The organism is Kamptonema sp. UHCC 0994 (assembly GCF_029167235.1).
Taxonomy (GTDB): domain Bacteria; phylum Cyanobacteriota; class Cyanobacteriia; order Cyanobacteriales; family Microcoleaceae; genus Kamptonema.
Map to the genome: position 1 here is coordinate 1 of NZ_JARFTR010000200.1, position 13,486 is coordinate 13,486.

General features: G+C 42.3%; 11 protein-coding genes. 10 read left to right on the top strand and 1 reads right to left on the bottom strand.

Annotation, left to right across the window (positions count from 1 at the left end):
* The first annotated feature begins 50 nt into the window (after window positions 1–50).
* The 7 genes from ruvC to PY364_RS18340 all read left to right on the top strand — a co-directional run bounded on the left by ruvC (window position 51) and on the right by PY364_RS18340 (window position 7,855).
* Window positions 51–566 (top strand): crossover junction endodeoxyribonuclease RuvC, encoded by a 516-nt coding sequence (ruvC, locus tag PY364_RS18305; RefSeq protein ID WP_275524660.1) that lies wholly within the window; start codon window positions 51–53, stop codon window positions 564–566.
* Between the two features lie 176 nt (window positions 567–742).
* Window positions 743–2,074 carry a serine hydrolase gene (locus tag PY364_RS18310; RefSeq protein WP_275524643.1) on the top strand — a complete coding sequence of 444 codons (1,332 nt, stop codon included), beginning with the start codon at window positions 743–745 and terminating at the stop codon, window positions 2,072–2,074.
* A gap of 239 nt (window positions 2,075–2,313) precedes the next feature.
* Window positions 2,314–2,586 carry a hypothetical protein gene (locus PY364_RS18320; RefSeq protein WP_275524645.1) on the top strand — a complete coding sequence of 91 codons (273 nt, stop codon included), beginning with the start codon at window positions 2,314–2,316 and terminating at the stop codon, window positions 2,584–2,586.
* Window positions 2,583–3,281: an ABC transporter ATP-binding protein gene (locus tag PY364_RS18325; protein ID WP_275524646.1), complete on the top strand. Its 699-nt coding sequence runs from the start codon at window positions 2,583–2,585 to the stop codon at window positions 3,279–3,281. The genes PY364_RS18320 and PY364_RS18325 overlap by 4 nt, the downstream gene beginning before the upstream one ends.
* 129 nt (window positions 3,282–3,410) lie before the next feature.
* On the top strand, window positions 3,411–3,959 hold the full coding sequence (locus PY364_RS18330; RefSeq protein WP_275524648.1) for an NYN domain-containing protein: 549 nt from the start codon (window positions 3,411–3,413) through the stop codon (window positions 3,957–3,959).
* A 789-nt stretch (window positions 3,960–4,748) separates the two neighbouring features.
* Complete coding sequence (locus PY364_RS18335) at window positions 4,749–5,195, top strand: DUF3598 family protein (RefSeq protein WP_275524650.1); 447 nt, start codon at window positions 4,749–4,751, stop codon at window positions 5,193–5,195.
* A gap of 41 nt (window positions 5,196–5,236) precedes the next feature.
* Window positions 5,237–7,855, top strand: coding sequence for a CHAT domain-containing tetratricopeptide repeat protein (locus PY364_RS18340; RefSeq protein ID WP_275524652.1), 2,619 nt, complete (start codon window positions 5,237–5,239; stop codon window positions 7,853–7,855).
* A gap of 109 nt (window positions 7,856–7,964) precedes the next feature.
* Here PY364_RS18340 and PY364_RS18345 read toward each other — a convergent pair whose 3' ends face one another.
* Entirely contained in the window at window positions 7,965–10,472 is a 2,508-nt protein-coding gene (locus PY364_RS18345) for an ATP-binding protein (RefSeq protein ID WP_275524654.1), read from the bottom strand.
* A 271-nt stretch (window positions 10,473–10,743) separates the two neighbouring features.
* On the opposite strand from PY364_RS18345, the gene PY364_RS18350 reads away from it, so the two are divergent.
* From PY364_RS18350 to PY364_RS18360, 3 genes are all read left to right on the top strand, one after another.
* Window positions 10,744–11,145 (top strand): hypothetical protein, encoded by a 402-nt coding sequence (locus PY364_RS18350; RefSeq protein ID WP_275524655.1) that lies wholly within the window; start codon window positions 10,744–10,746, stop codon window positions 11,143–11,145.
* Between the two features lie 341 nt (window positions 11,146–11,486).
* On the top strand, window positions 11,487–12,671 hold the full coding sequence (locus tag PY364_RS18355) for a hypothetical protein (RefSeq protein ID WP_275524656.1): 1,185 nt from the start codon (window positions 11,487–11,489) through the stop codon (window positions 12,669–12,671).
* Window positions 12,672–12,749: 78 nt separating this feature from the next.
* Window positions 12,750–13,358, top strand: a complete 609-nt coding sequence (locus PY364_RS18360) for a TIGR04376 family protein (protein WP_275524658.1) — start codon at window positions 12,750–12,752, stop codon at window positions 13,356–13,358.
* Window positions 13,359–13,486 lie beyond the last annotated feature (128 nt).

The window sequence follows — 13,486 nt, forward strand, 5'->3', positions numbered from 1 at the left end:
GGTATTTCACCGCCCAGAGGGCGGCGTTACGGATATTAGTCCTTATTACAATGAAAAAGCGAATTCTAGGATTAGATCCGGGGCTGGCAATTCTAGGATTTGGTGTGATTGACTGTGAAGTTATTGCTGGGAAAAAAGATGAAGATTATCGCGTTTCAATGATTGATTTTGGCGTGATTAAAACTCCCGCAGGTCAAGAAATGGGCCAGCGTCTCCGCACTATTTACGATGATTTACACGCCATAGTTAACCAGTTTAAACCTGATTTAGCCGTAGCTGAAAAGTTGTTTTTCTATAAAATGGGAAGTGCCATTGTTGTAGCTCAAGCGCGGGGAGTTTTAATGTTAGTATTAGCTCAGCAAGGTGTGCCTTTAGTTGAGTTTACCCCAGCTCAAATTAAACTCGCTTTAACGGGGCGCGGTAATGCTGATAAGTACGATGTACAAGACGCAGTAGCGAGAGAGTTAGAATTAGATGATATTCCTAAACCAGACGATGCTGCTGATGCTTTGGCTGTGGCATTAACGGCTTGGTTTGATGATGATATTTGTCCCAAAACATTATAGTCTAGTATGATTAGAGCGTGCCTGCAAAGTCCAAAATCGATCGTAGGTCGCGCACTTTATCCCGACCAAGGAGCACCAATAGCGTTTATTATTCTAAAAGCTCATCTCGACAGCGGTTGAGATCGCTATTCCTACCGCTTTCCAGTTGAGGTTGACAAGACTCTTTCTGTATAAAAATGACGCTAAAACTACGCTTGCTCTTACCCAGTTTACTCAGTGTTTTTCTGTTTAACTCTCCCGCCAAAGCTGACATCTTGACATCTTGGTACTTCGATAGTAGCCACAATCAGCTCGAATTTACAACAGATTCAGAAGTTCAGCCAAAAGTTCAACTTATTGCCAATCCTAGCCGCGTGGTAATTGACTTACCGGGAATAAATTTAGAATACCCAAAAACGCCTCAAAAGGGAGTATCATTGATTCGAGAAATTCGCGCCGGACAGTTTGATAGAAATACTACCAGGCTAGTAATTGAATTGGCCCCAGGCTATACATTAGACCCGGAAAAAGTGCGCGTTATCGGGGAATCATCTACTCGTTGGTCTGTGCAATTACCAACTCCAGAATTGGTAGGAAATGTCAGTTTTCCACCTCAATCAATAGTGTCAATTGAGCAACCAATTGGTGAAATTTCAACGCCTACTATTGAGAGAGACTATTCTCCCGATTTAGCGATCCCAAAAGGTTCCGAAATGACTGCTGTTAAGCCCAAAATTCAATCTTTGATTGAGCAATACAACACCCTGAGTTCGGGAATGTTTTTTCTGGATTTGGATACAGGCAACTATTTGGATATTAACGGTTCTCGGATATTTCCAGCAGCGAGTACGATTAAATTGCCAATTCTGATCGCTTTTTATCAAGATGTAGATGCTGGCAAAATCAGCATGAATGAAACTCTGGTGATGCGGCCAGACTTAGTTGCTAGCGGTTCTGGAACCATGCAAGACGAGGCAGATTGGACTAAGTTTAGCATCAGAGAAACTGTCGATAAGATGATTACTATCAGCGACAATACTGCCACAAACATGATTATTGACCGCTTAGGAGGAATCGCCAAAGTTAATCAGCGCTTTCGCAGTTGGGGGCTGAATGATACTGTGATTCGGAATTGGCTAGGCGATTTTCAGGGAACAAATACAACGAGTTCTGTTGACATGGTGCGCTTGCTAGCGATGGTAGCTCAGAATAAATTAGTTTCTGATTCTAGCCGGGAACAGGTATTAGGATTATTGCGCCACACTACCATTAAAACATTGCTTCCGGCTGGCATCGGGCCCGGTGCAATTATTGCTGATAAAACAGGAGATATCGGTTTTCTGGTAGGAGATGCTGGTATTATTGATATGCCCAATGGTAAGCGCTATTTGGCGGCGATATTTGTCAAACGCCCTTATAATGACCCAATTGTAAGGGATTTTGTTCGCCAAATTTCACGGGTGGTTTACAATTATTTAGACCAGCCTTTGCCAAGGGCATCTATTCAGCCCCCCCCTGCTGAAAATTAAAGTGGGCGCTGCTATAATCTATATGCTGAGGGAGAGAAATATAGTTTCAGTAGCGCACACCTGCATAATTTTGGTTTGACACTCTCAGCGAGTCAAGCGACTGAGACCTAATCAGGGTATGCTGAAGTTTGCGACAGGCTTTAACATCACCACATCCACTCGCTTGGAATATTCGCTTTTGCAACTCCTCTGCACCTATACTTAAAGATAGGATCTTACAGTTAATTTTTTTAGACCGAATGTTCACTATCGATATCATTCTGAAGTCAACCTCCGTCTCACTCTCAGTGCAACGGAAACTAGAGGCTGATGCTGAAACTGTGTATCAGCAAGTTATGGATGCGATCCGCGCCTCCCAACCCCAGATTCTGCAACTCACCTGCGAGAAAAATCCTGAGAAAAAAGTTGCTGTACTTAGCAGTGAGATTTCGGCGGTGGTGGTATCTCAAAAATCTGGTGCATCCGCAACGGGAAGATCCCCTGGTTTTGTTACTCTAACCGCAGCAGAATGAGCGCTTTGGGTGCAGAAACCCAGATGGTAGATCCGGCGATTACGGTGCGCGATTTGTGCTTTAGTTGGCCAAAGGGCGATCGCGTTTTGCAAAATTGCTCTCTGGAAGTACCCAAGGGTGAATTCTGGATGCTCTTGGGTACTAATGGTAGCGGTAAGTCAACGCTGCTGAGGATTTTTGCGGGCCTATTGCGCCCCCAGTCTGGGGAAATTGCCATTGAGGGAAGGTTGGGTTTTGTCTTCCAAAACCCGGATCATCAGTTGGTGATGCCGACGGTGGGGGCGGATGTGGCTTTTGGTTTGGTCGAGGAAAAACTTGCGATCGCCCAAGTGCGAGAAAGGGTAGAAGAGGCGCTGGCGGCGGTGAATTTACTGGATTTGCAGCGACGGCCGATTTATGCTCTCAGTGGGGGACAAAAACAGCGAATAGCAATAGCAGGTGCGATCGCTCGTCATTGCGAGGTTTTACTATTAGATGAACCTACAGCTTTACTCGATCCTGATTCTCAGTTAGATTTAGTGGCCGGGGTTCAGCGTTTGGTAAAGAATCGAGGGTTAACGGCTTTGTGGGTGACACACCGTTTGGATGAGTTAAATTATTGCGATGGGGCTTTTTTGTTAGAGAAGGGTGAAGTGGTCGATCGCGGCGATCCTGTAAGGTTGAAACGTCGGTTGATGCAAAGTCAGGAGGTTTAGCTATGTTTATCAGTGTGTGTTTTGCGTTTGACAAAAACTGTAATAAAATGCAACAAAGTGTGTTATAATCATTGATGTGTCAAAATGTAATGCCCCGTATATGCTGGAGCCCTTGAGCCCTGAACAACCATGCCAGCCTCCTTATCCCAAGCCGTCTTACTCGTAGACGGCTACAACATGATTGGACTTTGGCCGCGCCTTAGTGACAAGCGCGATCGCGATGGTTTGGAGACGGCCAGGCGGCACTTAATCGAAGAATTAGTTAACTACAGCGCTTTTCTGGGTTTGGACGCAAGACTTGTATTTGACGCTTACTATCAAGACACTCCCTGCGTTAAAGAAATTATTACTAAAAATTTATCAGTCTATTACACTGAATTTGGTCAGACAGCAGATACTTATATAGAAAAATCTTGTGCTGTCCTCCGCTACGAGTTGCGATCGCTTAAACGACGACTAATAGTCGCTACCTCCGACAGAGCTCAGCAATTGACAGTAGTTGGCTATGGTGCCGAATGTATGTCAGCCCTGCAACTTGCCCGCGATGTCGAATCTACCTGTCGCCAGCGCGAAGGTAGGCATAAACCCCGAAAACACCCTTCCAGCCGTTTTCTTGCCAGTTCTCTAGATGCTGAAGCCCAAAAGCGTCTTGCCCAATTGAGAATGGGACTAGATTAATTAAAAATTAAAAATTAAAAATTATTTTAAATATCACATCATTCATTAAAATTTGAAAAGTAAAAATGCTTGAAATCCTTGCCGAGCAAAAGCTATAGCTATAAAGGTGGTTCTGTTTAAATTGGTGGATCTTAGGGATAAACTCAGTTTCAGAAGCAGTTAAAAAAAAGTTTGTAAAAGGCCTTGCCAAATCAAATTTTTATCGCTACTATTAGTAAATGTGGCTAGCAAAAAAGCCGCGATCCTCGGTAGCTCAGTGGCAGAGCGGTCGGCTGTAATGAACACCAGCAAATAGAGAAATCTAAAAGCTGAGATTAAATAGCAGCTTTATCCGGTAACGGATACTGAAAAATCGGGTGAATTCAAGGAAGCCGCAGCACTTCGGGTGGCGGTAATCTTGAGCCAAGTCTGGCGAAAGGCAGTGGTTTCCACAGGTAGCCAGAAAGGTGCAGAGACTAGAGATGAGGAGCCTATCCAATAAATCTCACAGCGCCCGACATCCCAGAACAGGGATGATGAAATAGTCCACGCCTTACGGAAACGTTAGGAATAAGTGTAACCGATTGGTCGTAGGTTCAAATCCTACCCGGGGAGTTAAAAAAGTCTGAAGTTGGAAATTTCCAGCTTCAGATTTTTTTGAGTATCCATATTTTACGTTCACAGGACTTAGGACTTTCGCACGTTCGAGGTATGTAGTTGCGCTTTAGCGCTATTTTATATAGGAAAGAGCGCTGAAGCGCAACTACGTACCTATTTGATATTAGCTAGCAATTATAAGGAGGATTTCTAATGTCTATTATCCGTGAGGAAATGCCCGTACTCGCTCGCCATGAAGGAGATTGGGTTGGCACTTATACGCTGATAGATACTGAAGGAAATATTATTGAAAAACACAACTCACATTTAACCTGTCATTTTCCAGAAGATCAGGAATATCCATATTACCAGATTAATCGATATAAATGGCTTGATGGCAAGCGAGAAGAGCTTTTTTTTCCAGCAGCCTACCGAGATAAAAAAATCTGGTTTGATACCGAGCGCATTCAAGGACAAGCCTGGGAAGCTGATAATTCAACAGTGATTTTATGGTTCATTTACAAAGAAGTGCCAGATATGCACTTGTATGAAATGATTCAAATTAGCCCCTGTAACAATTATCGTTCTCGGACTTGGCACTGGTTCAAAAATCATCAAATTTTCAGGCGAACTATGATTCAAGAAGAGCGGTTACAATAATTTTAGGGAGTGTAGTCAAATTCAACAAAGGAAAATCAACAATGGGCTTTCTTACTCTCAAACTCAGAAAACAAAAACAATTATTAACTATTTTGTTTTGCATTTTTTGTTTCTGCTTCTCTCTGAAAGTAGAAGCTCAAGACCCGGAGACACTGCGGAGAGTTTACGAGCAAGTTCTTGATTCTTATCCACAAAATTTAGCAGAGGCACGAAAGCAGGGAAATAGAACTTATGAAGCACAGATTTTATCAAGTGCAGGGTTAGCTTATCAATATTTAGGGGAGTATCAAAAGGCGATAGAAGTGTATCAGCAAGCCTTGCAGATAGCTAAATCTATCAGAGATAGCGCAACAATTTCTCAAATCCTCACCCAGATGGGTAGTACCTACAGCAAACTGGGAGATTATCAGGGAATTAATTTTCTTGAAGAGCAGTTAAAGCAAGCAAGAAATAGCGGTGATTCCCTACTGATAAGCGCGGTTTTAAAAAGTTTAGGTTTGGCTTATATGTCACTGCCAAACTATCAAAAAGTAATTGCTACTTATGAAGAGTATTTGCCAATAGTGCGACAAACCAAAGACCGCCTGGAAGAGTTACAAGCTCTCGGTCTACTAAGCACTGCTTATGGTATAGTGGGGCAAACTCAAGAACAAATTGCCCTCTTAGAGCAACAGTTAATAATTTGCCAAGCAATCGGCAATACCGGATTCGCAAATTATGCGCTATTGAGTTTGAGTAGGGCTTATGAATTATTAGGAGATAATCAAAAAGCTATTGCCTATCAGGAACAAGCTGTACAACTAGCACAAAAATCTCAAGAGCCATTACAGGAAGTGCTAGCATTGCAACAATTAGCACTGCTTTACGGTCGGAGAGGAAATCGTGAAAAATTAATTTCTTTTTTACAGCAAGCTATTGAGATTGCCCAAAAAAGTAATAACGAATTCTCTCTAGCTCTAGCTCTAGATTATCTCAGTCGTGCTTACGCTTTAGTCGGCAACTATTCCCAAGCGATTTATTTACAAAAGCAAAGTTTATTAATTTATCAAACAATCAATCAGCAAATCAAAGTAGAAACGAGTCTAGGTGAAGTATGGGCGTTACAAAATTTGGGCAGACAACAATTTAAAGCTGGTCAATTAGCGGAAGCTGAAAACAACTTAAAAGCAGCGCTCAAAGCTTCTAATAAATTCTTAAAAAATCAGTTATTGCCCAATAGCAAAACATTGGGTATGAGCAGCGATGAATTGAATCTAAATATCCGCGAAGTGACATTGGATATTTATCGAACATTGCAACAAGTGTTAGTCGCAAATAATCGTACTGACGAAGCCTTAGAAGTAGCAGAAGTAGGAAGAGCTAGAGCCTTTGTAGATTTATTAAAAACTAATTTAGGAGTTGACCCTCAATCAGAACTGACACCTGTATCGCTGACCTTAGAGCAAATACGGCAAATTGCTAAAGCGCAAAATTCTACCTTAGTGCAGTATTCTATTGTTTACAACGACAATGTATCTGGTTGGGTGAAAGTAGGGAAGCAGCAACCTTATGAAAATACCTTATATATTTGGGTGATTCAACCGACTGGAACTGTTACCTTTCGTTCAGTTAATTTGCAACCCCTGTGGCAGCAAAAAGATGTAGAAATTGACTCTTCTCTATTAACTTTTTTTGTTAGTAATGCTCGCAGCTCAATCTTGGTTAGAGGTCGAGGTGTTCCTGTTTCAGATACACAAGAAACAGCCCCCACCAATGGCAGCCTTGCTAATTCGCGCCGCAAATATCAGCAATTGCAGCAACTCCATCAAATACTAATTCAACCAATAGCTGACCTGCTGCCAACTGACCCCAAACAGCGTATTACTTTCATTCCCCAAGAAACTCTATTTTTAGTTCCATTTGCAGCTTTGCAAGACACTAACGGCAAGTATTTAATCGAAAAACATACTATTCTCACTGCTCCCTCAATTCAAGTTCTAGATTTAACTCACCAGCAGCGGCAAAGCCTGAGAGCTTCTTTAACTGAAAATACACAAGTTAAAAGTCAAAACTCCCTTGTTGTTGGCAATCCAACAATGCCTCTAATCCAGCAAAAATATGGACAATTACCAGTTCCATTGCCTAGCTTACCTGGCTCAGAAAAAGAAGCAAAAGCCATTGCATCTTTACTCAATACTCAAGCTTTAATCGGTAATCAAGCCACAGAAAATGCTGTTGTAGAACAGATGTCAAATGCTAGGTTTATTCACCTAGCCACTCACGGATTGCTCGACAACTTGATGGGTTTTCAAAGTTCGCTAGCATTTGCTCCCGATGGCAAAAATGATGGCTTCCTCACTGCTAGAGAAATCCTCAATTTGAAGTTAAAAGCAGAACTTGTCGTGCTAAGTGCCTGCGATACTGGGCGCGGCAGAATTAGCGGTGATGGCGTAATTGGACTATCTCGTTCTTTCATTGCTGCCGGAGCTCCCAGCGTCATTGTTTCTCTGTGGAAAGTACCCGATGAACCGACAGCCGACTTGATGCTTTCATTCTATCATAATCTTCGGCAAACGCCAGATAAAGCTCAAGCTTTGCGGCAAGCTATGCTTACAACTCTGGCAAAATATCCTAATCCGAAAGATTGGGCCGCTTTTACTTTAATTGGGGAAGCAGAATAAAAAATATTCAGCAATTACCAATTACCAATTACCAATTACCAATTACCAATTACCAATTACCAATTAACTTTCTGATTTTTGAGCTTTGGTAACAAGAGATTTATTTAGCCTATGATACACGATGTTTTTGATGTCTCTGGTGTAGGGGAATCTCAATAATAAACTCCGTACCTTCTCCAGGTTTGGAAATGCAGGTCATTTTCCCCCCATGTTTTTCTGTGATAATTTGATGGCTTATTGCTAAGCCGATACCTGTGCCTTTACCAACTGGCTTTGTCGTAAAAAAAGGCTCTGTTATCCGCTGGCGGATTTCCTCTGTCATACCAGAGCCGTTGTCATAAATATGAATGCCCACACTTTTTTTAGTCTCGTAAACTTCCGTGCGAATCCGAATTTTCCCATTGTATTTCGTATTTTTACCATTTTTTGAAGCTTTTTTATTGATGAATGACTCTTCGAGGGCATCAATTGCATTGCTTAAAATGTTCATAAATACCTGGTTTAGCTGACCTACATAACACTCAACTAGGGGTAGGGAACCATATTCTTTAATAAGGTGAATTGTCGGCCTATCTGGCTTGGGTTTAAGTCGGTTACTCAAAATTAGCAGAGTGCTGTCTAGCCCATCGTGAATATCAACAGGCTTCATTTCTGCTTCGTCAATTCTTGAAAAGTTTCGCAGGGATTGGACAATTTCGCAGATACGTTCAGCACCTATTTTCATTGATGCTTGTAATTTAGGTAAGTCGGCAATTAAAAACTCTATATCCTTTGTTTCTATTGCCTCTTGAATTTCTGTTGTGGGCGAAGGATAGTGATGTTGATAAAGATTGATTAATTCTATGAGGTCGCGAGTATATTCATCGGCGTGGCTGATATTTCCGTAGATGAAGTTAATTGGGTTATTGATTTCGTGAGCAACCCCGGCTACCAGTTGTCCCAAACTAGACATTTTTTCGGTCTGAACCAGTTGAGTCTGCGTGCGCTGAAGTTCTTGTAAGAGTTTTTCTAGTTGAGTTGATTTTTCACGTTCTCTTAGTTCAGATTGCTGCAAAGCTGTATTTAATTTTGCGAGTTTTTCGGCTTGCAGCAGGACAATATTAATCATCGAGTTTCTAAGTTCTATCGCTGTCTCAATTTCACATTCTTTCCAGGGTAAAGATGTGTATTTTACTGTTTGCTTCCACAACTCGAAGGATTTCCGAGGAGACAGGCGCAGGTTGCTATTACTGTCAATTTCTAAGGGTTTGTTGGGGTTTCCTGCCCAATTTACGGTTTTAATAACTTCGGGTCGAAACCACAGAACATAAATTTTCTGGCTGGGGGATATGGCAATTGCTAAACAGCCGCTAGCTGTGTCTTTTAATTGCTCGGCAGGTTCATAAAACTTTAACAGTGAATCTGTATGAAAAACTTCACCTGTCAGATTTTTTTGTACCCATTCAATTAAGTATTTCAGAGCTTCTTGTTCAGGAGTTTTACCTACTAAATAGCAATTCTCTCCAAATAGCACTGCTGCGCCTGTAGCACTCACGAGTTCAAGTAAACTCTGCTGAGACTTAACTAAGGCTTCTGACAAGTTTTCTGCTTTAGATATATTTTCCAGTAGCTTTGCTTGAATGGATTTTAATTCCAGCCTATAGTCATAGTCTTCATTCCCTTCTTTAAATTCTAGTTCTAAAGACATGACTTGTCCAATAAATTCGCAGGCGGCGCGGACTTCATAAGAAATGTGTTTGGGTGAGTAGTGATGGCAAGCAATCAAACCCCACAATTTCTGATTTTTCATTAAAGATATAGACATGGAAGCTGCAACGCCCATATTTTGCAGATATTCTATATGAATGGGTGATACACTTCTTAAAATGCTGAAGCTAAGGTCAAGAGGTTGATTAGTAAGTGGATTGTTGCTCGGTACAAGTTCTACAGGTTTATAATTAATTTCTGGTATTAATCTCAGCCAATTTTCTGAGTACAATTTTCTGGCTTGTTTGGGAATGTCTGAGGTTGGATATCGCAAACCTAAGAAAGGAGAAAGATTCTCTTGTTTATCTTCAGCGATTACAGAGCCATTACCTTCGGGATCGAATTTATATACCATTACTCGGTCAAAGCCTGTAATTTTTCGCACTTCTGTGACTATGGTTTGACATAAATTCTGAAGGGTGTCAGTGCTTTGAATTTTAGATATTGTGGTTTTAACTGAATGATAAAAGCTAAAAGCTGAAAGATTGTTTTTTGAATTTGCTGGCTCGACCTCAATAAGTAGAAGTCCTTCACTTCTATGAAGAATGCAGTCGAATACCTGGGGGTTGTAGGTTGTGCCTATCGTTAATTTTAAGGGATTGACTGTTTTTAAATTTTCATTAATTAAACAGCTTTTGAGATTTTCAATCTGAATTTGATCGAATAAGACGCTCAAATTTTTGTTAATGAGGCTACTGGGGTGCAAGCCGAAAAACTGGAAAGTATTATTGCTCATTTGTAAAATTTTGAGCTGCGGTTCTTTGACAACAAATATTACTCCGTGAGGCTGAATGTGTCCTGATATGTGAATCGGTTCTTGGTCACAGTTGGTTAAGTCAATTTCTGGTGTTGGTATGTTATTCTGTGTCATTTTATTAAATTCCTTTGTAAAAATGATAGATAATTGGCAAGATATTGGGTTGCGGGATCGCGGTGATGAGTGTTAATTATACTATCCTCTCTGCCAGTTCAGCATAATCTGGCAGAAGGTAGAAGGTCGAAGTATAGCAGAAGTTAGAAGGCAGAGGTCAGAAGGGGGAAGGAAAATCGTGTTCAGTTAAGTTATGCTCATAGGTAGAAGCTATTGTCCTAAATTTAGGCTAAGGTTTATAGGTATATTCAACAAGCTGTATTATTTACTGATGTTCGACTTTTATACCGTTACTGCGTTTTCACATAGACACTGCATCGAAATTTGCGCTTTTCTAGTACCTGCGAACTTACTGGCAACTTTGCAGACGATTATTTTTACAGGCATAAAACGATCTCAACTTCAGGTTCACCTAGGAGCCGCTGTTGGCAGCATTTATGCTTTAATCATGATTCTTCACGTTTTTACGTGGCTGGCAATTGGGGTAGTAATGGCTCCGACTTATATTTTGTTTCTGTTGGGAAGCATCTGTCTAGGGACTAATATTTGGGCAGTGGTGCATTCCTCAAGTATGAGTCGATTAGTTGAGTCTTTATTTCAGTTTTTGCTGAGAAATTCTAGCGCTAACTTTGCTTTAGCTAGGGTTAAAACACAAAAAAGGTTAACTTTCTAAAGTTTAGAGCTTGAAACCCATTAAAACCGTAAAAATTTCCTGTTTACAGGTTGGCGGCGCTAAACCCGATTCTCAAGAAAAGATTAAATTTTTTAGGAAGAGGGAATAAGAGCTGGAAAGGGGGGTTGACAAAAAGTGTTAAATGTGATTGAGCACTTTGGCGATCGCCAAAGTGCCACTGGCAAATTTAGATCGCCCAGAAAATCAAAATTTATGATCAAATTTAGATAAAATCAAGATGTTAATGGGATAGTGCTGTTAGTAAATTTTAAAAGTATCCTATAAGAAGTCTAGATTAAAGAAAGAGTCAGGGTTATTGAGGAGCGGGAGGAACAAAATTTATGACTCAGAATGTAATGACCAAACAGCTAGCCTTAGAGCCAGCAGAAGAAGCGATCGCCAACCAAAGCGGTGTGGTTGATTCCTATGCAGAGCGGTTGATGGACGAACTCTTTGAAGACGTTGACCGAGCCCTCGACAGTAGTGCAGGCCTGCCCACAGAACCAGTACAGGCAGAATTCGTCTCCCTCAAACCGATCGCAGTACCGCAAATTATCCTGTCCACACCATCAATACCGCGTCAGGAAGACAGCCTTGATGCCGAAGCGATCGCCCGTCAAGCAATATTAGCCGCCAAAAAGCAGCAATCCAAACAATCTTTTGACAGAATCCTCTTAGGAGCAGCATTTGCCTCCCTATTACTCACCTTGGGCTTGTGGCTAGCCAGCAGAAGCGGAATGCGGCGATTTGTAGTCTCTGCCCCTGGTGTCTCAGCATCCCAGAAGGCTATTGAGGCAAAAGCCGAAGCAGATGCCCAGTTTGGGGTCTATATGCAGCAAGCCCTCGATGCCGGAGACCAAAAGAAAGCAATACAACCCAAGTCGCAAAATCCCAACCTTCCCGGAGCACCAGTCACAACCAACCTGCCAGCGATTCCAGTTCCCGGTTCTCCTCCTCCAACTGCGGGTCTCGCCCAAGCGATCAACCGCGTTGCTGATGCCATACAGCAGGTCTCCGCCCAGCCAGGTACACCCCCTACCCAAGTAGTCATTGTTCCACCTGCTGCCGCTCCTAAAACTGCCTCCTCTTCTCCCTCTCCAACCACAAGTGGAGTATTGCCGACAACTCCAGCAATTCCCAGAACTAATGTAGCGCCCGTCAATCCCCCAGCTCCGGCAGTTTCCCCAGAACCGGCACCCTCTGCCGGCAGAATCCTTGCCCGCGAACCGGAAGCCGCACCAGAAGCTGCCCCGTCCGCCTCCACTGCCCCCGAACCAGCAGAGTCAACAGCAGCAACGCCATCTCCTACCAGTGAATCCGCAACTGCGACTCATACTCTAGTGGGGATTTTAGAATTAGGCGATCGCTCAGCCGCACTGTTTGAAATTGAAGGCGTAGCACGCCGGATTTACGTAGGCGAAAGCATCGGTGCTAGCGGTTGGACATTGGCAGAAGTAAAAAACCAGGAAGCCGTCATCCGCAAAGGTGGTGAAGTCCGCTCTATTTTTGTCGGACAGAAGTTTTAAAATTAGTAGTTAACTGTTAACTGTTAACTAACTACTAACTGTTAACTGTTAACTAACTACTAACTCTTAACTATTAATATGGGCTTATTCGACGATTTCAGCCACTTTCTAGAAACACGATTAGAAGAATTCTTGCGGAATAATCCCCATCTAGAGTTGCAGGCGCTAGAGGAACAATTACGCGAACAAGAAGAAGACACCTTGCGGCTCATTGCTGACTTGCAACGGCAAGAGAAAAAATTGCAAGAAGAAATTCTTGCTACAGCTAAAGAAATCCAACGCTGGCACTCTCGCCTCGATAAAGCTAAAGCTGCAAATAGAGTAGATTTAGCTCAAGCAGCTCAAGAACGAGAGGCTGCTTTACTGCGACAAGGAAATCAACGTTGGGGTCAAATGCAAGGGTGCAAAGAGCGCATTGCTAAATCCAAAGAACTTTATCGGCAAATCCAAATCCGCCGCCAAGAAGTGCGGACTAAAGCAGCGGAAGCAGCAGCAACAGCAGCAACAGCAGCAACAGCAGAAGCAACTCGCACCACTAATCAAAATGAGCAACGCTGGGATACAAAAGGTTGGAATCAAAGCAGTAATTATAGTTCTGGAAACCAATCAGATCTTTTAGAAGAAAAGTTTAAACGCTGGGAAACAGACGAAGAAATTGAGCAACTGAAGCGGAATATGGGAAGGTAATTGTTAGTTGTTAGTGGTGTGTTGTTAGTGGTGAGTTATTAGTTACTATTTGTTACTTCAACACTTATGCACTCACGTAACGCCGCCCTCTGGGCGGTATCTTTACCGCCCAGAGGGCGGCGTTACAA